The sequence below is a fragment of the Bradyrhizobium sp. AZCC 2230 genome, from assembly GCF_036924495.1.
Taxonomy (GTDB): domain Bacteria; phylum Pseudomonadota; class Alphaproteobacteria; order Rhizobiales; family Xanthobacteraceae; genus Bradyrhizobium; species Bradyrhizobium rifense.
Window position 1 is genome coordinate 309,639 of the sequence record NZ_JAZHRS010000001.1, and the last position, 24,385, is coordinate 334,023.

Below are 24,385 nucleotides of genomic sequence, written 5' to 3' on the forward strand. Positions count from 1 at the left end.
GAAGAGGCGGCCGAACATCCAACGTCGGCTGGGGGTCACAAGCGTCGATTTGTCTCTCAGCGGCAAACTTCCGGTTTACCCCTCTGAAGCGACATGTAATGGCAAGGCTTCAACGGTAGCGCTGGGCCAACAACCGACATCCGCATGGCCCACTGGAAAAGCCATCGACCCGATCCCGCCAGCCATGGAAATGTCCCTGGGCGACTTCATCGGCGTGACCACAAGATGACGATGCCAATGACGATCGGTGCCAGTCCAAAAGCCAGCGCGATCCAGAACTTGGGCTAGAAGTCGAGCATGTCGTGCAATCGTAGCGACGGATGCACATTTGGCCATGCCCGAGTTGCTCCGTGATAATACGGGTCGGAACAACGTCGTCGTTGCGGGTCGGAGCATCCAGCCTAGACTGATGCAGATTGGGATCGAGTCGAGGGATATGGCGAAGTCTTCAAAACTTGTCGTCGCGAAAAGGGGGCGCGTGCTCCTGGTCAGACGACGGCGCGATAGGCTCTGGATGTTTCCGGGCGGTCGCAAGCGTGCAGGTGAGACCGAAAGGAAGTGCCTTCGCCGAGAGATCAGGGAAGAACTGCCGAAGCTCAAGCTGGGGCCGGTGAAGCTCTGGAGAGAAGTGAAGGCAAAGAATCGTCGGTCCGGTCGCAAGATGAGTGACGCGATCTTCTTGGCCAAGAAAGCGTCCGGCCCCCTGAAAATCGGCGACAAGAAAGAGATCGACAGGGCGGTTTGGTGCAAGCCACGAGGAATCAGGCTGACGCCGACTTCGCGCTACATTCGGGACAAGTTGTTTCCGAAATAGATCACGCGCTCGCAACTGCGGCCCAGGCGCGGCCCCAGGTCTGCCGCAAGTGCGACAAAAAAGTACGCCCAGGAGGCGACCTTACTGGTTTCGATTGAACGTCGCGATCTTACGGTCCCGTTGCCATAACTCGACGTCGTGCCCATCCACGAGCGACTTTGCGCGCTCCTCGGCATCCTCTTGCTTTTCGAATGCTAGATCGACGCGGCTGATGACGTGCCCGTCAGGCCCAATGATATAGGCGTAAAAGCCGTCCACTGCCGCCTCCCGATGCTTTCGTCGGTTCCGTTCCAGGCGCACCCGTTCACTTGGGCGGCGCAAGACCCCGTAATGACAGCCAGTCGCTCATATGTGATGCGTTTCGGCTTGTCGGGCCCGGCGCAAAAGCAACTCGCGGGCTTTGCTACCCGGCGGCTGTTCTTCGGCAGCTTCTTTGAACCGTCGGGCTTCTTCCGCTAACCGCTCTTCGAAGGTGGTCAGATGTTTTACACGCTTGCGCGTCTGGGCCATGGCGCACTCCTACAACAGCCGTTTCGTCTTCCGTCTATCTGTCCCGTTCCCGACATTTCAAATCAGGCCGCTTTGGATTTGCGCTCACCTACGGCACTAACGAGGGCACACGCTCGAAGTCTGACTGGGTCTCGGACGCCGCCCGCCGCATGCTTTAGGATGCGCTGAGCCATTTCGGATTTGACGGTGTCAGATTTGAAACCATCCGGCAGAACGGCCCAAGCTTCATCAAGCACCTTTCGGAGGATAATCAAGGTTTCGGGGTCATAATGGGCCATGGCAGCACCTCCAGAAGGCCCATTCAAATCCCGGTTCCGATGGCTGTCGGTTAACTACCCGACATAGTCGAACAAAAGGCTCGCTATCCGACAGCAAAGGCCTAGAGTCTGTGGATTATCGGCAGTCTTTCTAGGCCCGCCGCTGACTGAGAGTTCGCTGCGCTCCCGCCTGCACTCGGGAGCACGACATGCGAAATTCCGGCAATTTGCTATTAGCCTCTCTCTCAGAGAGCGACGCCGAAGCTCTTCGGCCCCACTTGATATCCGTCCATCTGGACCATGAGAGGGTTCTGTTCGAGGCCGGAGATGAGGTCACACACATCTACTTTCCGACAGGAGCGATTGTCTCGCATGTGGTGGGTCTTTCCTCTGGCGAGATAATTGAAGCCGCGATGGTCGGTAAAGATGGGGTCGTTGGCGCATTCGCCGCTCTTGGCGGGAACATTCCCGTCAATCGAGCCATCGTCCAACTCGCAGGACCCGCGCTGATGTGCAAAGTGAGTGAACTCAGAAGCGCGGTGCTTCAAAGTCAATCTTTGCTATCAACGCTGTTTCGTCATGAGCAAACGGTCTATTCGCAAGCAAGCCAATCGGCTGCTTGCATGGCGGCTCATATGGTGGAGGCGCGACTTTGCCGGTGGCTTCTTCGAGCAAGAGATTTAGCGGGCACCGACAATCTGCATTTCACCCAAGAATTTCTCGCCGAGATGTTGGGCGTCAAGCGAACCAGCGTAACGCTGCACGCGCGAACGCTTCAACAGGCTGGGATGATAAGGTATTCGAGGGGCCTAATACAGATCACCGATGTCGAAGCCCTCCAAGAAACCGTTTGTGAATGTTACGGGACCGTCAAATCGTACTACCACGCATTGCTCGGACCGCATCCGGTGTGAACCTCAGCTTTCTCCTGTGCACGTCCGGTCCGGGTCACAATGCGAAGAACTCGACCTGAGCAACTCTCGTCCGCCATGCCTCGGTGAGCGGACCTCGTGGAGGGGTGCCACCACTTCGCCGATGGGCCAATTGCCGAAGTGAACCGCTTCCGTGTAGGCTCCAGTGACGTTGGCCTCGGCGCGCATCAATCTAGATGGAAAAGAGAGAGAAATTGTTATTTGAGTTGGCTGACCGCCTTGTCGCGACGTTGCCGGGTCGAACGCTTCGCGTGGCTATCGATGGCGTCGACGGGGCTGGAAAGACCACATTCGCGGATGAAATCGGAAGTCTCGTGGTGGCCAAGGGGCGGCCAGTTATTCGTGCGTCGGTTGACGGATTTCATAATCCCAAGGCGGTCAGATATAGGCGCGGGCGGCATTCGCCGGAGGGCTTCTTCCAGGACTCGTTCAACTACATGGCATTAAAGCGATACCTCTTGGACCCATTGAGCCCCGGTGGTTCCCGCCGCTACCGTCGGGCATTCTTCGATCATTTGACTGATGACATTGTAGCTGCCAATGAGCTGGAGGCGCTGCCGACTTCGATTTTGCTCTTAGACGGCATTTTCCTGCATCGACCCGAACTCCTCAACTACTGGGACGCTTCTATCTTCCTCCGAACGGACTTTGCTGTGTCCGTTGCGCGATGCGCTGCCCGCGATAGCTCGTCACCCGACCCTTCGGCTCCCTCAAACCGACGCTACGTTGAGGGACAGCAGCTTTATCTCCGGAGCTGCCAGCCAGAAGCGAAGGCCACCATTATAGTCGATTACAACGACCTTTCGGCCCCCTCGATTATCGTCTGAGCAATTCAAGCGCAGGTCAGCTATGGGTCAAAGGCGCCGTTTTGGCCACAGCCCGCGCACTTCCGGTCTGCACCGCTAATCGGACGTGCTCGGTTTCGGCATCCACTTCGCAAAAGGGCCTAACCGGACCTGTTCACTCAATTACCTTGTCGGCACTGGCCGAGAGTGCAGGAGGGACTGAAAGGCCCAGCTGCCTGGCGGTCTTCAAGTTGATGGACAGATCGAATTTGGTCGGCTGGTAGAACGGAATATCGCCAGCCTTCGCTCCGCGGAGAATTGCGTCGATATTGTTGGCAGCGCGCCTATACAATTCGACTAGATCAAACGAGTAGGCCATTAGGCCTCCGGCTTCGACGGATTCGGTGAACGCGAAAATCGCCGGAAGTCTCGCGTCGGTCAGCAACTTGGCGATCAAAGCGCTGTTCTGAAAAGTTTCAGGGGAATCGACCACCATGACTGCATCTGCGCCTTCGCCGGAAAGGCTCTCTACCGCTGCCCGCCAGTCATTTTCTTGAGCACCAACATCCAGTAGCGACACCGCGATAGTTAGGCCAGCCTCCTGGGCCGCTGCAGGGATAGGCGAATCCTTGACGAGCCCGTTGTATTGGATGTGAAGAGCGAGCAAGCCAAGTTTTGATATTGAAGGAAAGATTTCGCGCAGCAGTGCAATCCGCTTTCCATGAATTGATGGACCGGCGTCGATGCTGGATCCCGTAAAATTGCCGCCCGGGTGAGCCAGGCTTTCGGCAATCCCGAGTCGAACGGGGTCGGCAGTTATCGTTACGATTGGAATACGCGATGTCAGTTTTTTGAAGATGAGTGCGCCAGGACCGCCGAGGAGAATGACGTCCGGGTTGCTGCTAACGATTTCCGTCGCCAAGGCTTCGAGGCCGGACGTGTTTCGCTCTCGGCCATAACTTTCGACTTTGAGGTTTTGTCCCTCGATCTGTCCCAACCGTCGCAGCTCGGCGAAGAGGGCTCGAGGATATCTTTTCCCGCTATGCTCGTGCCAGTCCGCGCTCAGTTCTGATGGGACGAAAATAGCAAGATGTTTCTTCTTGGTGCTCTCCGCCGCCGCAGCCAGCCGCGGCGATGCTACCGCACCACAAACGGCACCGAGAAAAGCACGCCGCCTCATGTTCGCCCCCTAGCTAGAGTCTAGGTCAACGCATCTTAGCGTCTAAAAGGCCATACGGAAAATCAAAGGTGGCTCTGCGATGTCCGGGTTGGGTCACAAGCATCGATTTGGTGTTCGACTGCAAACTTCCGGCCGCAGCCTGGCCATTTCTGCTAAGGGTCAAAATGCGAAGAACTCAACGTGAGCAAATGTGGTCTGCCATGCCCCGGTGAGTAGACTTCTGGAGGGGAGCCGCCACTTCGCCGAAGAGCCAGCAGCAGACGACCGATCGTTTGGCCTAAAGGAGAAGCTCCGCTGACCTTTAGTTGAGTTTTCGTCGTTGTTGAACCTTTGCCCGAATAACGGGACCCACTTTTATAGGCGTGGGGGACGAAGGTTTCCCATGACGAAGCATCGAACGATTGTGGCTGTCGCGCTCGTCGCCGAAACGCAGCCGGAATCGCTATCTTGTTTTCCGGGTGCCAGCTTTGTCGCGTCGGCGTGGACGGGCTGGTGACGATCGCGGAGGCAAAGAGATGTTTCCTGCAAAACCTGCGGCGCAACTGCTGGGCTTAGCGGTCCTAGTGACGCCAGCACTCGGATCCGATGATGGCCGTTACGACAACTCTCCGCTGAAGTCGTGGTTTGAAAGTTTGGAAAGCGAATTTGGAAAGTGCTGTACCGATAGGGACGGGTACATAGTTTCCGATGCGGATTGGGAGTCCAATCGTGGGCGTTACCGCGTCTATATGGACAATGAATGGGTCGACGTGCCCGAAGGCGCCGTTGTCACACAACCAAACCGTTTCGGCCGTACAATGGTTTGGAGGCATTACATCGACGGCCATCCACGCGTTCGATGCTTCATGCCTGGCAGCATGATTTGATCCAGTTTCAATGATAGTCCGCTAGGGGTCCAGGCTGTGTGAAAAGGGCCATAGGCTGATGTGAGCCAAAGCTATTGCCACGCCTGCAAAGGTCACAAGCAGACTTCGCATTGTGGATGGCTTGGCTTAGCGTCGGCGCATGCCGCTTGTCGGCTCGATCTTCTCGTCGAGTGCTACGGACTTCTCGCACACAGCCCGAACTCCAATTCTCCGAGCCAACTTAAGTGACGGAGCGGAGACTACCTTTTCAATCGTCTTATTCATCGTCATAGTCGTAAGGTCTAGGCGCATAATCCCGGTCGTAACGCGGACCGTAGTCTCTGTCGTAACGCCTCTGCCCGTAGTCGCGATACTCACGGCGTGCGGGCCTATCGGCTTGTGCAAAAACTGCGCGGCACTGCTCGCTGAGTTGCGAACTATTTTGCCGCAAGCAAGCTACGATCCTGTTCACATCGGGAATTTGCGAGCCGCATAGCCGCCAGACATCGGGCGTGCAAGCTCTCTGTTGTTCCCACGTTCCCCGATTTTGGGAAAACGCGGTACGCGGAAGGAGGACGATGCTGCAGCCGACTACGATTGCAATGCCGAAGAAAACTCTACTCGCTCGCATGTACAGCTCTCTTCATATCGAACAGTGCAGAGTTCCGCACCGAAAGGGTTTCGCTTGAGGTGAATGCGGTTCGGAAAGGTCTGTTCCTACATCCCGCCCAGGCGCCCGCCTTTCCCAGGCGTCAAAATACGAAGAACTCAACCTGAGAAAATCTAGTCCGCTGTGCCTCACTGAGCGGACTTTAGCGGAGTGCGCCGCTACTTCTCAAATGGGCCAAAAGCCGACCTCATTCGATGACTTCGTCGGCGCGGACAAGCAACGAAGGTGGTACAGAGAGGCCAAGCGCCTTTGCTGTCTTCATGTTGATGAGAAGTTCGAACTTAGTTGGCTGCTCAACCGGCAGATCGGCAGGCTTGGTGCCTTTGAGAATTTTATCGACGTAGCCTCCTGCACGGCGGAGGAGATCGGCTAGTTCAGGGCCGTAAACGATCAATCCGCCAGGGGCGAATTGTCGGAAAAGATAGATCGCAGGCAGATGATGGTTTGCCGCGAGCGCGGTAACGCGCGCGGCCTCTCGATTGGTTAGACCATCGGCAAAAACAATCATTGCATCGGCTTGCTGGGCGGCAGCCGCAGCAAAGGCAATGTCGAGTTCTTCAGCCGTGGTTGCCTCGACTAGTGGCAGAGCCACACCCAAGCTTCGCGCTGTGCTGAACACTTCATTGGCCAGCACCAGCCTGTGGGTCGGGTTGCCGGGATTGACCAACAGCGCAATTTTTGAGGCGCTGGGAACCAGTTCCCGCAAAATTTCTATTCGTTTTCCGATCCAATCTCCGGGAGCGAAGGTCGCAAGGCCGGTCACGTTGCCGCCCGGGCGCGACAGGCTTTGGACAAGGCCGATCCCTATAGGATCGAACACGGCCACGAACACTATCGGAATAGTGGCTGTTGCCGATTTCAGGGCTACCGCCACCTGCGGCCCCGCCGCAACTACCAGATCAGGCTTGAGGGCGATAAGCTCGGCCGCTAGAGGCGGTAACCGCTCGGCATGCTCCTCGGCCGACCGGTAATCAATGATCAGGTTCTTCCCTTCGATCCAGCCATGATCGCGCAAGCTGTCTAGCCAAACCTTGAAGACCGACACGTATTTCGGCCCGAGATCAAGATAGCCGACCCGGCGAGCCGTCCCCTGCGCCAACGAACGCCGTGGCGTCGCGAGCAGTGCCGCAGCGCCCGCGATGAAACTCCGCCGGTCCATTCGCTCCTCATCAAGGCTTGAGGACGATCGGCAGAGAGTAACACGTCTTGATGGCAGTCGCAGTAAAGTTCAACGCGAGTGTGACGTGTGGCGGAGGTCCGCTTCGGGTCAAAATGCGAAATACTCAACCTGCGCAAATGTAGTCCACTATGCCTCACTCAGCGGACCTCAACGAGGTGCGCCGCTACTTCGCCGAAGGCGGACATAGAGCCGAGAGATATCAGATAAAGCCTTCTATGTACTCTCGCACCGCCCTTGTGTCGCCAGCCGCGGCAGCACAGATGCCGAATGCATGGATTTCATGAGGCAATGCGCTGCTTGGGCTCTTGACGATATCCGTCATTATCGAAGAAACCGCCTCGCGCATACGGCCGGCGCTCAGAAGCGCGAGCGCGGCTTCCTTGCTCCGTTTAACATGTTCATCTCGCGTTAACATTGAAGACAGGTGGCAGCGTGGCGACGTAAAACAGGCTGTTCCTCACTGGCTTGGCAGTCAATCCCTTGAGAGTGCCAAAAGGAACGGAGCCCAATGCCCTATGCTATCGCGCGATGTCCCTTGAGGCGGCAGTTTCAACGAGCACATTCAGGGGCGCGCACCGGGGCTCGCGCATCGCTCACGGGCACAAGTGAATGGCGGCTTTGGGTCACAAGCTGCCCCGACGGCCCCGAGGCGCCATTTCCCGGTCTTCCCCCAAAAGCGGACCTTAACGGCATCCACAGCGGCCGCGCATTCATGCCTTGCGGCGGCGGTGTGCGTGCATGTTGGTATTGGGCGGCTGCCATCGGGTAAGCTAGCACCTAACTTTTGGGCGTCGACCGCCCTTCAATGGTCGAGGAGCTGTTTTGCCGATGCGAGGCACCTTTCCGCAATGTTGGCGGAAAGCGCTTTGGCAAGTAGTTCAAGAACGGCCACGCTTGGATTGTCGGAGCCGCTTGGCGCCTCACAAGTGCAATTATTTGTTGATGCTGGCTCGCACGCGCGCGTACTGCGGGGTGTCGGCCAAATCGGCAATTAGGCGCTCGGGCGATCTTCTGTCGGTTCGTCGGGCCGCGGCGCAACATGAGCGCGATACGCCATCGAAAGTAGCTAGGAATGTTGAGGAATAGACCAGACTCACAGATGCAATATCCGTTAGTAGTGCGGCGGAGTGAGCGCGATCGGCTTGGCGAACTCAGCGCGCAACGCGTGCTCAATCGTTTCGAACACCAGCGACGGCGCTACGCCATCGGGCGCGGTCGCCTGGATGATATCGAGCACGCGGCGCAACGTTGCCCATTCGTCGGGTTCTAGGCCGCCAGGCGCGGCCTGCGCGACGTTGAGGAAGATATCCTTCGGCACCAAGCCATATGCGATTTGAGCCAGCTTAGCCGGCTCTTCAACGGCGAGGCGCTTCAAGACTTCAATGCCGCACGCCTCCCAAACGTCGGCGATGTCGGCGATCAGCTTTTCCGCGATTTTCTGGCGCGCGCCGGCCGGTCGACCCGCCGCGTTGCCGCTCTGGCCTGGTTTCCATGCTGTGCTCGGCAGCTGCCTGTTCGTCTGTTTATTCACGTCTCAACTCCTATTTGCACTCAACGGTTATTTGCACAACACGCGGCCCGATTGCGCTTCGTTCGGTTTCCATGGTGGTTTGTCGGACTGTCGGACCCCCTAGTAAAAAGACCCCTCCGACAACCACTGCTGCTGCGTAAACGCAGCGCAGCAAGTGTGGTGCTGTCGGAATCGTTTGTCGGACTCCGACAGCCTATTTTTGCAGGGGTTTTCGCGCGTCCTGTCGGATTCTTGTCGGAGGTTTGTCGGATGCATTTCACTTGCCGCCCGGCACTGGAAAAGGAAACGCGTTGTCGGACCCCTCCGACAGCGATTTGTCGCGCTCCAAGGCGTTCAATTCTTTCTCGCCTTTACCGGTCAACTTTAATTTGAACCCGCTGTCGTCGACCATTTTGCGCCCGACCAATCGCTTGATGCGGCTCGCAACGGTGTCGTGGTGGCATCCAAGCCGCGCGGCTCGCTTGCGCGTCGGTTCGCCCGGATGGTCGTAGATATCCCGGAGCAGTTGGATTTCTGCCGTCTCGCTTTCGGCCGCTCGGGCCTCCGCGCCTGCTTCGCTGACCTCATGTGCGACCACTGTCGGCATGGTCCGGTTGTTCTCGGCATCGAACAAAACCGGGCAATCCTGCACCGCGTGCAGCCCAAAATGCATTGGTGTGAACTCCGGGCCGCGGAACTTGCCAATGGCCTGAAGCCCGATCGTGCTGCCGCTGCGAGCCAACCCTATATTTCCGTCCACTTCCGCGATGAACGCGCTGCCGCCGCGCGGGACCATCTCACCGATCTCTTTCGCGTTCTTTGTCGGATGCGCCAGCACGACGACGGTAGGGCCGCCGGGCAGCGTGCATAATGCGCGAAGCTGCCGAGCGTAGGCGCCTTGCTGTTCGTTGCTGTTGCCGTCTTCGCCCGGGAAATAGGCCGCAGCGGTGTCCACGATGACCAGGGCCGGTTCAAGACGGTCCGCCTCGCATTGTGTCCGGATCAGCGCGGCGTGGTTCATGAAATCGCCGGAGCCGTCCAGCACGTAAATGTCGAGCGTGTTCGGGTCCACGCCCATTTCGTGACAAATACCCAAAAATCTCATTTGCACATCGGCCGGATTCTCACCGGCCAGATAGATCACGGTCCCGCGTTTGACCTTGCGATTCGCCAATACCTTGCCCCGCCCGACATGAATTGCCAGCAACAGCGCGATTGCCGTTTTTCCGGTTCCGGTCTGTGCGGTCAGCGAGTAACAAAAGCGTCGGATCAGAATTCCGTCCCAAAGATACTGCGGCACCACGAAAGTCCCGAGCCAATCGCCGAGCTTTTTGAGCGGTCCCGGTGTACCAGGCACGAGCGGCGGCGATGCGATTGTCGGCATACCCGGTGCGCCGGCCGCCGCGGCATGCTGCGCCGCGCCCTTGAACATACCAGGGGGTTGGATTTGGCCCTTCCAGCCGAGCGCGTGCGCACGCCACATCAGGCTCAGGATTGATACGCCACCGGGCTTCGGCTCGCTCGCAAACGATTTCCATTTCGATTCGATGACGTCCGGCGTCACGGTGTCGTTGTGCGTCAGCGCCCATAGTGCGAGCCCGGCGCCTCCGAACTCCACCTTCAACGCCATCCCGGCGGCAAGCCAAGCTTCGTACGACTCGAATTCGCCCCGCTCGGTCAGATATTCGAGCATCTTGGCCATGTCGCCCTGGTCAAGGCCGGATGGTGCGGTGACGCTTGCCACGGGCGCCGGAGCGCGCGTGCAGAAGTCGACGACGAATTGCGGCGCCCCATAGAGCGGCGCGCCGTGGAAGGTGTAGCGACCGGTGCCGATGGCGCTGCCCGGCGCCAGTGCTTGCTTATTGCCTGCGAGCACGTCCACGCCCTTGCCTAGAGCGCCAGCCGTGTCACCTGAGAGGGCCAGCGCATCGACACCGTTCGCGACGCGCAGATAGATATGCTGTCCACCGGACGGCGTTGTGACGTGATGCGCTAGGGCGGCAATCCCGTTGTTAAGGCACCAGGTATCAAGGCGTAGACGGACGGCTTCGATGCCTCCGTGCTTCACGTCCAGGTCGACGATGACGAGACCGGAGGCGCCGGCATGAACGCCGAGATTGAAGCCTTCCGCTTGCCAGCGCTCCCAGTCGGCGCGGTTGCGGCTTGCCGAGTTTTGCCAATCATTGCCGACAGGTCGTTTTTCGCCGGGGTGGACCTTGACCAGTGCGAAGCCTTGCTGCTCGGCGAAGTTAAGGAAATTGGTTGCGGCCGCAACGGTTGGAGTTGACGATATGACGGACGTCATGCTATAAAGCTTTCGTTGTAGTTCGATTGAAATCAAGCCCGCCCGGCGTAGTGCACCGTGGCGGGCTTTCCTTTTCAGTGGAGGCCCGTGCGGGACTGCTCGCTATAAATGCGTTCCAGCGCCGTTCGGTGGTGGCGGGGCAAGAGCTTGCCGGCCAGTTTGACCGCGTGCTCAACCTGCCCGGCGGTGTCGCAGGCGAGGATCAGAATCGCGCCCTGGTCGCGCGCCTCCCGGCAAGCATACTTCAGCCAGTGTGAAACACTGCGGTTATGCCGCGGACGGTTGATCAGGACATTCGGCGCGCCAAGAATGACGAACTGAATTTCACATTCCGGGATCAATAACGTGATGACGTCTCGCGGAGGCGCCGGGCACTTTCCCGGGGTGAACCACGCCGCGTGCGCCTCCGGGCCGAACCCGTACGATCTGGTCAAGGCGGGATCGAGAAGCGTTGTCCAGCTCACGCTCTGACCTCAAAGCTACCATGGAAAATGCGCAAGCTAAGCGCCCAACGGCCCGCGATCTTCTTTGCGCCGGGAACCTTGCCGCCTTCAAGCGCGCAGTATGTACCCTTCACGGTTCGTCCGAGATGAGGCGCGATCGCATCTGCGCCCCAAACGATGGTGTCCAGTGTCGAGGTTGTGTTTTCGGTTTGAATGGTCACGGCGAGAACTCCGAAATTGAGTGCTCGCGGGCATGAAAAAGCCGGGGGCGAGCACAAGGGTGATTTGTGCTGTTCGCTCCCGGCGTGCTGAATAGCGCGTCGTTCGGGGGTTCGCCGCGGGTGGCCCTGCCACCCCATCCACTACACGGGCTGTCGTCGCCAACAGCCAATTCGGGCTATGCACCCGCTTCCCCTAGATACAGTTCTAAATATAGTAGGGAATTCCTTAACAGTTCTTTACCCGTTTTTTCCCTGTGCGGCAGCCAACTCCGCAGAGTCGTCGGAACGCGGGAACAAATGACCGTAAAGATCGGCGGTAATCGCGATGTTCGAATGGCCGAGCCGTTCCGACACGACCTTGAGCGGCAATTCCAACCCGCCGTCAACCTTTCGATTGATGCACCAGGACGCGAAGAAATGGCGCAGGGCGTGAAGCCCCGAATATTTCGGCGCCTCTTTGTTGTCGGGCGCTGTGACCTTGGCCGCGATCATCGTCGGAGCCAGGCCGCGCGTCACCATGTTCGCGTGATTCTCGATACTCCCGGTGCCGTTTGGGAAGACGAATTGCAGTTCGCGGCGCGCGTTCCGCGGACATTTCAGTTTCCATTCCTTCAAGGCTTGGAGCGTAGCAGGCGGAATCGGCACAGCGCGCTCGCCTGATTCGGACTTCGGCGGCCCGATTTTGTTGTAAGCGTCGGCACGCTGGCGAACGTGGATTTCGCCCTTCTTTAGATCAACATCCGACCAGGGCAAACCGCGCAATTCGGACGCGCGCAGGCCGCAGCGGATAGCGACAAGCAAGAACGGTCGCCAACGGCCCGTGGCAGCCCCTAGGATCGCGTCAATCTCAACCGGCGTCGGAATGTCCACCCCGATCTTGAGCCGCCCCTTGGCGCGCCGCTCAGCCTTCCGTTCCTTGCCGCGCTTGCGGTTTGCGCGAAGGTTGCGGACGACGTTCGTTCCGACGTGGCCACGCTCGACCGCATCGCCAATGAGGGAGCCCAACGACGTCGTGACACGCTTCACCATGTCGGCGGTGCGCGGTTCGGCTGCCTCTTGGCCGGGAGCGGGGACACCCTTCCGGAGCTTGTCTTGCCAGTCGCGGACGATGGCGACGGAGAGGGACGACAGCTTGACGCCGCCAAGGTACGGATTGATGTGCAGGTTGAGGTGCTGCTGATAGCCGTCGACCGTCGTGCGCTCCAAATCGCCGCAGCTATCAATCCAGTTGCGGCCCGCAGCCTCAACGGTGATCGACTTCGAGGCCGGCACATGCACGCCCTTGCCAACGTCAACACGAACTTGCGCTTCAAACGCAATCGCATCCTTTTTGCGGTCGAACGTCTTAATGACGCGCTTGCGCTTCCCGCGGCTGTCCAACTCCGAAATGGAGTACTGGACAACATAGGCTTCGCGCTGCTCGCCGGATTCCGTAGTCCATTTTCGTGTTCTGACCGACATCTGCCGCGCTCCATGATGGGAATAGCCAGGAGTATACGGCAGGCGCAACACAAGCGCAACATGCGGACCAATTACATAGCGATTTCAATACTCCATTCGAGACTCTGACTCTGTTTGTCTAGGTTCGAATCCTAGTTCCCCAGCCAATTCCGGGCGCTTCCAACAGGTCTGAATTGCCTCTGATCGGGCCGTCCGCCGCGCCCCGGCTCGCGACGGTTTGCCTCATCCCGACATTGCCATCGCCGGTCGGATCGGGGCACATCCGATCGTCCTCGGGACACACAACCCAAGGAGATCCGTGATGCCCTATGTCGATGGTTTCGTACTGGCTGTGGCGAAGGACAAGATCGAGGCCTACAAGGCGCTGGCCCGAACGGCTTGCGCGGTGTGGATGGAGCACGGCGCGCTCGACTATGTCGAATGCATCGGCGATGACGTGCCCTATGGCGAGCTCACATCCTTTCCGCGTGCGGTGATGGCGACGGAGGATGAAGTCGTGGTGTTCTCGTGGATCGTCTACCGCGATCGAGCAAGCCGCGATGCCGTCAACGCCAAGGTGATGGCCGATCCGCGTCTCAAGGGCTCCGACATGCCGTTCGATGGCAAGCGCATGATCTATGGCGGCTTCACCACGCTGCTGCGGGCGAGCGACGTCGCTGGTTGAGCGCACGCTTGGTAGGGTGGATTAGCGATAGCGTAATCCACCATTTTTATTTTTGCGTCCGCGGGGATAGAGGTGGGTGGGTTACGCTACGCTAGCCCACCCTACGCACCTGTCGCCGAGAATGCGGTTCGGGTTGTCTCCGTACCGTCGAACGATGCCAGATTGAGCGCCGGCCGCAGCCTGCGTACATGCTCAACGATGTCGGCTTACCTCCCAAGTGCGCCACAACGGCCGTTTGGCGATATCGACGCGAAGGGCCAAAGGCCAACATCACCAGGCATACCGCACCACGCCTTTGCCGGCGTAGGAGCGGGTGACGTCGGAGAATTCGCCCTCGAAGGTCGCGGCGGCGGACCAGCCGTTGAGCCATCGCTTCTCGGCTGATGCGGTGACGAGCGCGGAGTCGGCGGCCTGCGCCGCGCCGTTGATGATGAAGCTGGTGCCGGGCAGGGCCTGGAAGGTCGCACCCACCGCACGGTCCGGATTGAAGTCATGCGCCCAGGCCAGCCGGCCGCGCAGTGTGATAATGCCGTCGCTGGCGGCAAAGGATTTGTCGCTGCGGAAGCCCAGTTCGGTGCGGCTGTCGGTGACACTCTTGGCGCCGTACGCCAGAGCAAACGCGCCGCCGCCGGAGACCACGCTCTCGGCATAGGCGGGCAGGTCGAAGGTGGTGACCTGTCCGGCCGCATAGGGCGTAATGCCGATGCCGCCGATCCATGGCGCGACGAAGCGGTAGCCGCCCTCGAGGCGGCCGGACCAGGCATTGGCGTTGAACTCGGCACGCAACTGGTCGAAGCCGGCGATCGTCACCGTGCGGTTGGTGGTGACATCCTGCCAGCCATAGGCCAGCGCGGCCGAGATGTAGCTCGGTCCGTTGACCTGGCGCAGATAGGCGCCCGCCTGGAACAGGTCGGTGTGGCCGGCCCCGAAGCCCGTGACGCCGAAATTGGTGCCGCCGCCGGCAAGCGCGAAGCCGGCAATGGTCTGGGGCGAGAACAGGTAGTCCGCGCCGACCGCCGTGCCATAGATGCTGCTCGCGGTGTTGTTCGAGCCTGCTACCGCATTGCCGCTGGTGCTCTGTGAGCCGCCGAAGCCTGCGGCCCACACGCTCCAGCGTGGCTGGTAGCCGCCGCGCAGCGGCGCTTTGGTGAAAATCGCATAGGCGTCGCGCTCTGAGGCGAGACGTCTGTCTTTGGTGGCATAGCCGAGCGCGTCTTCGTCGGCAAAGCCCGGCGCGTTCAAGTTCGGATTGGCCCCGCCGCCACGGTCCATGAAGGGATCGGTAAGCAGGCCCGTGAACTGGCCCATGGCGTTGAACGTGGTTTGCTGCGAGCCGGTGCCGAGCTCGCCCGAGGCCTGGGTCAGGCCGGCCGGCGTGAGCGTTGCGTAAATCAGCGGGATACCGCCGTTGGTGTTGAAATAGGTGGTGAAAGCGTTGCTGACCGCCTGCTGATTGCCGCTCAGGCCGGTGCCGGAGATCAGCGAAAGGTTGAGATAGGCATTTGTCGAATCGTAGCTGAGGTCGGTCTTGAAGTTCGCCGGCAGGTTGGTGTTGACCAGCGTGCCAAAGGTGCCGGACACGCCGCTGGTCGCGGTCAGGATCCGGTACTGCTTCTCGACGTAGCTTCCCGGCGCGAACACCGCATTCACGGTCGCGCCGTTCAGCGTCGCGGTCCCCGCCACATAGGCATAGGATGCCGTCAGCGGATTGACTTGCACGAGATAGAGCGCGCCCGATTGGAAGGCGAGGCTGCCGGTCACCGTCATCGAGCTGCCGGGCGTGCCGTTGCCCGGCGCAAACGTGCCGCCGGATACCGTGAGGTTGGTGACCGAGCCGGCACCGGTGAAAACACCGCCGCTGATGCTAGCGCCGTCGTTAAGCGCGCCGTTGTTGATTGTCGTGCCGGCCGTGTTGGTCAGGAGGCCGGAGACCTGCCCGACGGCATCGTTCTGGAAAGTGCCGGTGTTGGCGACCGTGCCGCTCCAGAGGGCGATGTTTTCGACGGCACCCGCATTGCTGAGGTTTCCGCTCACCGGGCCATTCGCAAAGATCGAGCCGCCAGCCTGATTGTCGACGCCGCCGGCCACGACGCTGCCGTTGATCCGAATGTTGCCGGAATTGGTCAGTGCGCCATTGATGCTCAATGCGCTGCCGGCCGTTACGTTGACGCCTACCGCAGCCGTTGATGTGTTGGTCAGCGACGTCAGGTTTTGAAAGCCCTTGCCCTGGCTATGGTAGACTGACACGATGAGCTGAGCCGAATCCTGGTTGAGGAATGAGCTATCGCCGTTCAGGCTCGTGGCAAAAAATTGTCCAGAGCCGGCGTTCACGATGGCGCCCGAAACGGACCCCTTCGCGCTCACCGTTCCGGTGTTGTTGATACCGCCGTACAACTGGCCGGACCCACCTGGGGAATCTCTTCCATCGGTATTCAGCGTGCCGGCATTGATGACCGGGCCATGCAAGGAGGTCAACGTACCGTTGTTATCTATCGTCGAGCCCGCTGCATTGACGACATGATCCGCGCTCAAGGAGGCGAGTACGTCGATGAATATCCCGATCCCGCGAGTCGATGAATTGGTCAGCGTCGTGATGCCGCTTAGTTGGCTCGCGATCTGAATATCGAGGAGAGCCGTTCCGCTATTCGCGAAACTGCCGTTGGCAACCACGTTGCGATTGACGGTGAATGCAGCTGTGTCCGTATTGACGATCGCGCCGTTGAACATTGCAGTTGTCGCGGGCAATCCCCCGGCGTTCACCGTTCCGGTATTGGTCAATGACCCCGTGACTGTGCCGCTGTTGTCAAAGATGGCGCTGTTGGTGACATTCGACGTGATGCTACCGCCGATGCTTATGCCCAGAATCCCGCCGCTCACCGTCGTCGGACCGGCATAGGTATTCGTGCCGGACAGGAACAGCGAACCGGCGCCAAGCTGCTGCAGCTGCACGCCGGCGACCGACTCTCCGATATTGTCTGCGATCGTGATCGTCTTGCCGGCACCCGCATTGTTGATGATGCCGCCGGTGACGCCGGCCACGCCGAAATTCACCGCAGCCCCGCTGATCGTGTAATTTTGCGAACTGGAATTGAAGGTCCATGCGTCGGGCGTGATCGGGCCGGCCGTCACAGTGACGGTTGAGCTTCCGGTCGCCCCGAAGACAGCGGACTGGCCTGTTGCCACCGGCGCCGTGGTCGGACTCCAGTTGGTGTTGAGATTGTAGTTGGTGCTCGCGCCGTTCCAGACCGACTGAGCTCGCGCCACGTCCGAGGCCCCGGCGAGTCCGAGCGCCGCCGCGACGAGCGCGGTCGTCTCCAGTAACTGAGTCCTGACGCGGCTTTGGTGCGGGCCATCTCGGTTCCGTCCTCGAAACCTGTCGCGCGTGATCTTCACGTGTTCACCATTGATATCGCACCACGCCCCTGCCGGCATAAGAGCGGGTGGTGATGTTCAACTCGACAGCATCGAAATTCGCTAGGAGAGAATTACAAACCTTGCGAGCTTCGTACATGGCGGGACCGATCCAGAGTTGCTCCCAGCGCTATAACGGTGGCCACACCCGCGCTGTTCGCGGGGAGCGCAGCTGCCCCCAGACAGACCACGCAAATATTCTACATGAGAACAAAATAAAACCAAAACGGGTAATGTTCGTAGCCGGCGGGAGTCGGTCGAATGATCGTACCGGCAACCGTGGGAGGCACAATCCCTTGTCCTGCCGTCGGCCGCGTCTCAAGGGCTCCGACATGCCGTTCGACGGCAAGCGCATGATCTATGGCGGCTTCACCACGTTGCTGCAGGCACGCGATGAGCGGGCTTCGTAGGTGAGTTAGCCATTCTCCACCGCGCCACAGCAATAAGTGTCACGCCGGCTAGGAAATCCCCGTGATTTCGCTGAGCTTCGACCCCAGCGCCGGCGTGCAGCACAGAATCGGATTGCCCTTGCTGATGCCGTCACCGGCGAAGAAGTCGTTGACCCAGCCACCAGCCTCGCCGACGATCACAATGCCGGCGGCGACGTCCCAGGCGTTGATGTGCAGCTCGGCATAGGCGTCGGTGCGCCCGTTCGCGACGTGACAGAGGCCCAGCGTGCCCGAGCTCCCGCGCTTGATCGAGCAGCCGGCGGAATAACCGCGGCCGATCATGTCGAGATAGCGCTGCGAGGGTATACGGGCCGACCAACCCAGTTCGATATAGGCGCGGCGGATATCATCGGCGCCCGAAACGGCGATCGGCTGCCCGTTCAGCGTCGCGCCCTGGCCACGTTGAGCAACATAGAGCTCGTCCAACGCTGGTGCGGCGACGATCCCGATCGTCGGTTCGCGGTTCAGCAGGAAGCCGATTGAGATGCACCAGTTGCGATCGCCACGCGCAAAGTTCGACGTGCCATCGATTGGATCGAGGATCCAGACCGCATCGCTGGCCTCGCCGCCGCCTTCCTCGCCGATCACCGTGTCGCCAGGGAAAAGCTCTTTGAGCCGCGCACGCATAAAGTCCTCGACGGCGCCGTCGGCGACGGTGAGCCAATCCTGCGCTCCCTTCATCGTGACGCCGAGGGTTTCCTTGCGTCCGAAATAGTCGAGCGCCATGCGCCCCGCCTCGGCGACGAGGCCCTGGGCCGCGTAGCGCCGCAGCATGAGTTCGGTTGGGGTCATGATCAGGCGGCCTCGATGGCGACAGGGCGACCGGTACGGGTGGATTCGGTGGCTGCATCGGCGAGCATCTGAGCGCGCAGCACGTCGGGACCGATCGGGGAGAGGTAAGCATTTCATTCTCCGCGCTGGCAAGTCAAGGCCGGAGCCGGCCCGTCTCGATGCCCCCGCCGCATCGCAGAACCAATTCAGTCGGACCACGACGCATTCGCGATACGACTGCGCGAGCACGCACGGTCATTACAGAAGCATCTCCACGGCGGAGCTTCTGAGGCGCGATGCCGATGAGGATGTGTTCACATCTCGATCCGCCGAAGGCGATGGGATCGACCGTGTTGGTCTTTGCAGAGACTTCGAATGCGATCCATCGTTATCGCAGCAAGCCGCTATCGCAGCGCCCGGTCATGAAGGCGGGCGACTGGGCGGAGTTCGGCCGCCCCGCATCGGGCCGGGCTTGCCCAAGCTAGGAGGCGCGCCGCGGCAGTTGTCGCGTCTGCAACAAACGACGCCAGATTGAACGACGCCGCGTGCCCTCGCGCGTAATCGTTGCTTGCCTGTGCAGCATCGTCGCAACCCGTTTCACCTTGCCGGTGTCCCGCTGGCATGCCATCCTCGCGTCGCCAGGCATAATTCAAACGGAAGCGGGCGTTTCGCCCAAGCTTTCCAAAAAATCCTGGTTGGGGAAACCCTTTGGGAGGTCTGATTTCATGACATTGAAGCACGTTGCGGGGCTGCTTTGCGCGGCCGCGATGTCCCTTGCGTTCGCGGCCGGCGCGCGCGCCGAGGACAAGGTGGTCAAGATCGGCGTCATCCTGCCGATGTCCGGCGGCACTGCCTCGATCGGCGCGCACGCCAAGGCGGCGCTCGAAGTCGCCATGGACATCATCAACAATGCCCATCCCGAGCTCGGCAATCTGCCGCTGGCCAAGACCGCAGGTCTTGCCGGTCTCGGCGGCGCCAAGATCGAGGCCGTCTTCGCCGACAACCAGGGCAATCCGGCGACAGGGCAGAACCAGGCGCTGCGCCTGATCACGGAAGACAAGGTCGCGGCCGTGTTCGGCTCGTATCAATCCGGCGTGACGCTGACATCGAGCGCGATCGCCGAGAAATACGGCATTCCCTTCCTGAATTCGGAATCGGTTGCCGCCAATCTCACCGAGCGCGGCTTCAAATGGTTCTTCCGCACCACGCCGATCGCGACGGATTTCGCCAAGATCTACGTTGATTTCCTCGCCGACATGAAGGCGAGCGGCGCCAAGACCGACGCCATCGCGCTGGTCCATGACAACACCGAATACGGCACCTCGGTCGCCAACACGATCAGCGTCGCCTTCAAGGAGAAGGGGCAGCCGGTCGCGCTCGACGTCGCCTATCCCGTCAACGCGACCGACGTGCAGGGCCAGGTGCTCCAGCTCAAGGACAAGAAGCCCGACGTGATCATCATGATCAGCTACACGTCGGACGCGATCCTGTTCGCCAAGACCATGCAGTCGCTCGACTACAAGCCGGCGATCCTGCTTGCCGACGATGCCGGCTATTCCGACCCGTCCTTCATCAAGGCGGTCGGCAAGATCTCGCAGGGCGTCTTCAACCGTTCGTCCTGGGTCGTCGGACCGCCGGGCTCGGCATCCGCCGTCATCGCCGACTTGTACAAGAAGAAGAGCGGCGAGGAGATGGACGACACGGTCGCCCGCCAGATGCAGGGCTTCTTCGTGCTAGCCGACGCCATCGACCGCGCCGGCGCGACCGATCCGGCAAAGGTCCAGGCCGCGCTGAAGGCGACGGAGCTGAAGGCCGACCAGCTCATGATCGGCTACAGGGGCGTGAAGTTCGACGACAAGGGCCAGAACATCCTTGCGTCCGGCGCCATCATCCAGCTTCAGGACGGCGAGAACTACGTCTCGGTGTGGCCGAAGGCGAGCGCCGAGAAGCCGCCGGTACTGCCCTACAAGGGCTGGTGAGACTTTTTGAAGGCGGGGCCGCGCGCCCCGCCTGTCCCAAAATGATTTGATCAGAGCAACGCGGCTCATGTCCTTTGTCCTCGTGCAGGTGATCGTCGGCGGGCTTCTGCTTGGCGCCGTCTACGCCCTGTTTTCCTCCGGCCTCACGCTGGTGTGGGGCATGATGAACATCGTCAATTTCGCGCATGGCGATTTCGTCATGCTCGGCATGTATGTCGCCTACGTCGTCTACACCCTGATGGGAGGCGGGCCGATCCTGGGTGCGCCGCTCGCAACCCTGGTGCTCGCAACCGTCGGCGTCGTCGTCTACTTTGCCCTGATCCGCGACATCATGAAGGGGCCGATGCTGGCGCAGATCCTCGGCACCTTCGGGCTTGCGCTCTTGCTGCGCTATTCCGTGTTCTGGTGGTTCGGCGCCAATTTCCTGTCGATGCCGCAAAACATCGTCGGCGGCACCTATGCGTTTGCGGGCCTGCGCATCGAGGCCTCGCGGCTGCTGGCCGGCGTGGTCGCGCTGCTGGTGACGCTCGGCCTGCATCTGTTGCTGACGCGCACTTCGCTCGGCTCGAAAATGCTGGCCGTGGCGGAAGACCAGACCGCGGCGCAGCTGATGGGGATCAGGCCCGACACCATGCAGGCGATTGCCTGGGCGATCGCGGCCGGCGCCACCGGGCTCGCCGGCGCGCTGATCGCGAATTTCTTTTACATCGTACCGACAGTCGGCGAGACGCTCGGCATCGTCGCCTTCGTCACGGTGTCGCTCGGCGGTTTTGGCAGCGTGCCGGGCGCGCTTGTCGCGGGTCTCCTGATCGGCGTGATCGAGTCACTCTCCGGCTATCTGATCGGCGCGATCTACAAGGATATCGTCGTCTATGTGCTGTTCTTGCTCTTCCTCTGGTTCCGGCCACAGGGCCTGATGGGGAAGATGTGATGCGGCGCCTGATCTGGCTGTCGGTCGTCGTGGCCGCTGCGATCGCCTATCCCTTGCTGTTGTCCTCGCCGTTCCAGCAGCGCCTCGGCGCGCTGGTGCTGCTCTACGCGATCGCGGCGTCGGCCTGGAACATTGTCGGCGGCTATGCCGGTCAGGTCTCGGTCGGCCATGTCGTGTTCTTCGGCTGCGGTGCCTATGCCGCGATGGGGTCCTACGCCAAGTTCGGCCTGTCGCCGTTGTTCGGCATCCCCGGCGGCATCGTGATTGCGGTGGGCTTAGCCGCAATCATCGGCGTGCCGACGCTGCGGCTGTCGGGGCATTATTTCAGCATGGCGACGATCGCGGTGGCCGAGACGGTGCGGCTGATCGTCACCAACACCGACTGGCTGGGCGCGGCGGTCGGCCTCTCGGGCCCGACCGTGCCGCGCAACATCTTCGATCTCTCGTTCCTGTCGTCACTGCCGTATTACTATCTCTTCCTCGTCATCCTCGCGATCACGCTGTTCGTCACCTGGTGGATGACCAACAGCCGGATGGGATTCTACCTGCGCGCGATCAAGGATTCCGAGCGCGCCGCGCGCTCGCTCGGCGCACCCGCGAGCCGCACCAAGCTTTACGCCTACATGCTGAGCGCGGCATTCACCAGCGTCGCCGGCGCGCTCTATGCGATGATGTTCGGCTTTGTCGACCCTGAGTCAGGTCTCGGCATTCTGATCTCGGTGAAAATCCTGATCATGGCGGCGCTGGGCGGGGCAGGGCTGCTGTTCGGGCCATTGGTGGGCGCGGCGATCCTTGTGCCGCTGGAGGAGATCTCCAACAGCTGGCTCGGCGGCAAGGGCGCAGGCCTCACCTTCGTTCTTTATGGTGCGATCATCGTGCTGATCGCGCGCTTCCAGCCGGGTGGCCTGCTCAGCCTGTTCATGCGCCGGAAAAAGACTGGCGCTGACGCAGGAGCAAGCCATGCTCCTTGAGGCGCGCGGAATCACAAAAGCGTTCGGCAGCTTCAAGGCGGTGGACGATGCCTCCGTGACGCTGGAGCAGGGCGACATTCTCGGCCTCATCGGCCCGAACGGCGCGGGCAAGTCGACCTTCTTCAATTGCCTGACCGGCGATCTCAAGACCACCTCCGGCCGCGTCCTGTTCGAAGGACGCGACATCACCGATTTCGCGCCGGAGCTGCGCGCCGGGCTCGGGCTTGCCCGCACCTTCCAGGTGCCGCAGACGTTCGAGGGCATGACGGTGCTCGAGAACGTCATGATCGGTGCGTTTCTGCGCACCGCGCATCGCAAGGAAGCCGAGACCAAGGCGCGCGCCGTGCTGGAGCGCGTGGGCATGAGCCGGCTTGCGGATGCGCCGGCGCGCTCGCTCGGCACGCCCGGCCGCAAGCGGCTTGAGATCGCCCGGGCGCTCGCGACCGAGCCAAAAGTGCTGCTGCTCGATGAGGCCATGGCGGGGCTCAACGCGCACGAAGTGAAGCTCGCGATCGATCTCGTCCGCGACATCCATCGTTCCGGCATCACGCTCGTCATCGTCGAGCACATCATGGAAGTGATCATGTCGCTGGCAAGCCGGGTGATGGTGTTTCACCAGGGCAAGGAGATTGCCCGCGGGTCACCGCGCGAGGTCACCTCGAACCCCGCGGTGATCGAAGCCTATCTCGGCAAACGCGCGGCGAAGGCGGCCGCTGGCCACACGCCGGTCGAGCTCATGGGCGGGCCGGACCTATGAGCGGAGCATTGCTCAGGATCGAGCATCTCGAGGTGCGCTATGGCGACCTCATCGGCGTCTCCGATGTCTCGCTGGAAGTGCCCGAGGGCAGCGTCGTCGCGCTGCTCGGCTCCAATGGCGGCGGCAAGACCACGACGCTGAATGCGATCGCCGGCCTTATCCCCGTACATTCAGGAACGATCAGCTTTCGCGGCGAGGACATTGCCGGCCAAAAGGCCTTTGCGATCGTGCGCAAGGGACTAGCGCTCTCGCCGGAGGGCTGGCGGCTGTTCGTGCAGCAGAGTGTCGAGAACAACCTCATGCTCGGCGCGACGCCGCTGCACGACAAATCGCGCCAGGTCGCGCTGCTCGAGCGCGTCTACGAGATCTTTCCGCGGCTGAAGGAGCGCCGCAACCAGCGCGCCGGCACCATGTCCGGCGGCGAGCGGCAGATGCTCGCGGTCGGCCGCGCGCTGATGAGCGACCCGAAACTCCTGATGCTGGACGAGCCATCGCTCGGCCTCGCGCCGGCGGTGGTCGAGTCCATGTACGAGACGTTTGGCCGCCTGCATCGTGAAGGGCTGACCATCCTGCTCGCTGAGCAATCGATCGAGCTCGCACTGGAAGTCTCGGACTTCGCCACCGTGCTCCAGGTCGGCAAGAGCGTGCTGTCCGGCACCGCCGCGGCATTGGCCGAGGATCCGCAGGTGCAGAAGGCCTATTTGGGCGTGGGGTGATCGAGCGCGACAGTGGGGGGCAGGCGCCCCTTACTTGATCTTGTCGTAGGCCGCCGCAAAATCGCTGAGCGGCATCGGGATCGCGATGGTTTCCTTGGCCATGTTCTGGAATGAGACCTTCAACTGCTTGCCCGACTTCAGGCTCGCAAGCAGATCCGGCGCGATCGGCGTCGAGGCGTAGCAGCCGCGGTTCTCGCAGGTCTGGATCTGGAGATCGACCGTCTTGCCCTCGTCGACCTGGAGTTTTGCACCGACCGGCAAATTGAGGCCGAGCGGAAGCTGGAGCAGGGCAACCGGCGTGCGGGTGTCGGGGGCCATGCGGATGTTGATCAGCACGATGGTCTGGCCGGTCTTGGTCAGCACCGCGTTCTGCTCGATCGCGCATTCGAGCGGCGCGTCGCGGCTCGCGCTGGTGCAGCGGGCGATCCAGCCGGGCTGCGCCGGAGCGCCCTCGGCCTGCGGCTGGGTCGGTGCAGGCGTGGGCTGTGCCGCCGGGGCAGGGGCCGGGGGAGCTGCGTTCTTCTTGGCGCCCTGCTGGGCATACGCGGCGCCCGTGGATAACAGGGCAGCGGCGGCGGCGAGAGCGACAAGTCTGGATTGCATGGGCATGGCGAGACCGCGTT

23 protein-coding genes and 1 pseudogene are annotated in these 24,385 nt (G+C 61.0%); 11 read left to right on the top strand and 13 right to left on the bottom strand.

The genetic code is table 11. From position 1 onward, the window contains the following. The first annotated feature begins 436 nt into the window (after positions 1-436). Entirely contained in the window at positions 437-814 is a 378-nt protein-coding gene (locus V1280_RS01500) for an NUDIX hydrolase (protein ID WP_334538115.1), read from the top strand. An 81-nt stretch (positions 815-895) separates the two neighbouring features. Here the strand turns inward: V1280_RS01500 and V1280_RS01505 are convergent, their stop codons facing one another. Both V1280_RS01505 and V1280_RS01510 read right to left on the bottom strand, forming a co-directional pair. Beyond that, entirely contained in the window at positions 896-1,072 is a 177-nt protein-coding gene (locus V1280_RS01505) for a hypothetical protein (protein WP_334518327.1), read from the bottom strand. A gap of 87 nt (positions 1,073-1,159) precedes the next feature. Next, positions 1,160-1,324 carry a hypothetical protein gene (locus tag V1280_RS01510; protein WP_334518328.1) on the bottom strand — a complete coding sequence of 55 codons (165 nt, stop codon included), beginning with the start codon at positions 1,322-1,324 and terminating at the stop codon, positions 1,160-1,162. A 466-nt stretch (positions 1,325-1,790) separates the two neighbouring features. Between V1280_RS01510 and V1280_RS01515 the strand changes: the two genes are divergently transcribed. Together V1280_RS01515 and V1280_RS01520 are read left to right on the top strand one after the other, a co-directional pair. Further along, a complete protein-coding gene (locus V1280_RS01515; RefSeq protein WP_334518329.1) occupies positions 1,791-2,495 on the top strand; it encodes a Crp/Fnr family transcriptional regulator in 705 nt (234 codons plus the stop codon). Between the two features lie 194 nt (positions 2,496-2,689). Then, positions 2,690-3,340: a uridine kinase gene (locus V1280_RS01520; protein WP_334518330.1), complete on the top strand. Its 651-nt coding sequence runs from the start codon at positions 2,690-2,692 to the stop codon at positions 3,338-3,340. 133 nt (positions 3,341-3,473) lie between these two features. On the opposite strand, the gene V1280_RS01525 is transcribed toward V1280_RS01520, so the two are convergent. After that, positions 3,474-4,478, bottom strand: coding sequence for an ABC transporter substrate-binding protein (locus V1280_RS01525; RefSeq protein ID WP_334518332.1), 1,005 nt, complete (start codon positions 4,476-4,478; stop codon positions 3,474-3,476). Between the two features lie 515 nt (positions 4,479-4,993). Here V1280_RS01525 and V1280_RS01530 point away from each other — a divergent pair. Continuing rightward, on the top strand, positions 4,994-5,344 hold the full coding sequence (locus tag V1280_RS01530; protein WP_334518334.1) for a hypothetical protein: 351 nt from the start codon (positions 4,994-4,996) through the stop codon (positions 5,342-5,344). Between the two features lie 256 nt (positions 5,345-5,600). Here V1280_RS01530 and V1280_RS46695 read toward each other — a convergent pair whose 3' ends face one another. The 7 genes from V1280_RS46695 to V1280_RS01560 form a co-directional block, all read right to left on the bottom strand. Further along, the gene (locus tag V1280_RS46695; protein ID WP_442895100.1) at positions 5,601-5,954 is read right to left on the bottom strand and encodes a hypothetical protein; all 354 of its coding nucleotides are present in this window, start codon (positions 5,952-5,954) and stop codon (positions 5,601-5,603) included. Positions 5,955-6,180: 226 nt separating this feature from the next. Then, positions 6,181-7,152, bottom strand: a complete 972-nt coding sequence (locus V1280_RS01535) for an ABC transporter substrate-binding protein (protein WP_334518336.1) — start codon at positions 7,150-7,152, stop codon at positions 6,181-6,183. A gap of 1,132 nt (positions 7,153-8,284) precedes the next feature. Continuing rightward, positions 8,285-8,704 carry a DUF5681 domain-containing protein gene (locus V1280_RS01540; RefSeq protein ID WP_334518338.1) on the bottom strand — a complete coding sequence of 140 codons (420 nt, stop codon included), beginning with the start codon at positions 8,702-8,704 and terminating at the stop codon, positions 8,285-8,287. Between the two features lie 256 nt (positions 8,705-8,960). Beyond that, positions 8,961-10,988 (bottom strand): AAA family ATPase, encoded by a 2,028-nt coding sequence (locus V1280_RS01545; RefSeq protein WP_334518339.1) that lies wholly within the window; start codon positions 10,986-10,988, stop codon positions 8,961-8,963. A 74-nt stretch (positions 10,989-11,062) separates the two neighbouring features. Continuing rightward, positions 11,063-11,452: a hypothetical protein gene (locus V1280_RS01550; protein WP_334518340.1), complete on the bottom strand. Its 390-nt coding sequence runs from the start codon at positions 11,450-11,452 to the stop codon at positions 11,063-11,065. After that, positions 11,449-11,652 carry a DNA-binding protein gene (locus V1280_RS01555; protein ID WP_334518341.1) on the bottom strand — a complete coding sequence of 68 codons (204 nt, stop codon included), beginning with the start codon at positions 11,650-11,652 and terminating at the stop codon, positions 11,449-11,451. Before V1280_RS01555 ends, V1280_RS01550 begins: the two co-directional genes overlap by 4 nt. A gap of 237 nt (positions 11,653-11,889) precedes the next feature. After that, complete coding sequence (locus tag V1280_RS01560) at positions 11,890-13,113, bottom strand: site-specific integrase (protein ID WP_334518343.1); 1,224 nt, start codon at positions 13,111-13,113, stop codon at positions 11,890-11,892. Between the two features lie 301 nt (positions 13,114-13,414). On the opposite strand from V1280_RS01560, the gene V1280_RS01565 reads away from it, so the two are divergent. Further along, positions 13,415-13,777: a DUF1428 domain-containing protein gene (locus V1280_RS01565; protein WP_334518344.1), complete on the top strand. Its 363-nt coding sequence runs from the start codon at positions 13,415-13,417 to the stop codon at positions 13,775-13,777. Positions 13,778-14,047: 270 nt separating this feature from the next. Here the strand turns inward: V1280_RS01565 and V1280_RS01570 are convergent, their stop codons facing one another. Then, a complete protein-coding gene (locus tag V1280_RS01570) occupies positions 14,048-17,041 on the bottom strand; it encodes an autotransporter outer membrane beta-barrel domain-containing protein (protein ID WP_334518346.1) in 2,994 nt (997 codons plus the stop codon). A 458-nt stretch (positions 17,042-17,499) separates the two neighbouring features. On the opposite strand from V1280_RS01570, the pseudogene V1280_RS01575 reads away from it, so the two are divergent. Next, positions 17,500-17,598, top strand: a pseudogene (locus tag V1280_RS01575) (DUF1428 domain-containing protein); the annotation flags it as partial. Between the two features lie 48 nt (positions 17,599-17,646). On the opposite strand, the gene V1280_RS01580 reads toward V1280_RS01575, so the two are convergent. Then, complete coding sequence (locus V1280_RS01580) at positions 17,647-18,429, bottom strand: inositol monophosphatase family protein (protein ID WP_334518348.1); 783 nt, start codon at positions 18,427-18,429, stop codon at positions 17,647-17,649. 704 nt (positions 18,430-19,133) lie between these two features. Here V1280_RS01580 and V1280_RS01585 point away from each other — a divergent pair. The 5 genes from V1280_RS01585 to V1280_RS01605 all read left to right on the top strand — a co-directional run bounded on the left by V1280_RS01585 (position 19,134) and on the right by V1280_RS01605 (position 23,762). Continuing rightward, positions 19,134-20,387 carry an ABC transporter substrate-binding protein gene (locus tag V1280_RS01585; protein WP_334518350.1) on the top strand — a complete coding sequence of 418 codons (1,254 nt, stop codon included), beginning with the start codon at positions 19,134-19,136 and terminating at the stop codon, positions 20,385-20,387. A 67-nt stretch (positions 20,388-20,454) separates the two neighbouring features. Beyond that, positions 20,455-21,318 carry a branched-chain amino acid ABC transporter permease gene (locus V1280_RS01590; protein ID WP_148771445.1) on the top strand — a complete coding sequence of 288 codons (864 nt, stop codon included), beginning with the start codon at positions 20,455-20,457 and terminating at the stop codon, positions 21,316-21,318. Then, positions 21,318-22,289, top strand: coding sequence for a branched-chain amino acid ABC transporter permease (locus V1280_RS01595; RefSeq protein WP_334518351.1), 972 nt, complete (start codon positions 21,318-21,320; stop codon positions 22,287-22,289). Before V1280_RS01590 ends, V1280_RS01595 begins: the two co-directional genes overlap by 1 nt. Further along, the gene (locus tag V1280_RS01600) at positions 22,279-23,046 is read left to right on the top strand and encodes an ABC transporter ATP-binding protein (protein WP_334518352.1); all 768 of its coding nucleotides are present in this window, start codon (positions 22,279-22,281) and stop codon (positions 23,044-23,046) included. Before V1280_RS01595 ends, V1280_RS01600 begins: the two co-directional genes overlap by 11 nt. Further along, positions 23,043-23,762, top strand: coding sequence for an ABC transporter ATP-binding protein (locus V1280_RS01605; protein WP_334518354.1), 720 nt, complete (start codon positions 23,043-23,045; stop codon positions 23,760-23,762). The genes V1280_RS01600 and V1280_RS01605 overlap by 4 nt, the downstream gene beginning before the upstream one ends. 30 nt (positions 23,763-23,792) lie before the next feature. On the opposite strand, the gene V1280_RS01610 is transcribed toward V1280_RS01605, so the two are convergent. Then, positions 23,793-24,371, bottom strand: a complete 579-nt coding sequence (locus V1280_RS01610; RefSeq protein ID WP_334518355.1) for an invasion associated locus B family protein — start codon at positions 24,369-24,371, stop codon at positions 23,793-23,795. Positions 24,372-24,385 lie beyond the last annotated feature (14 nt).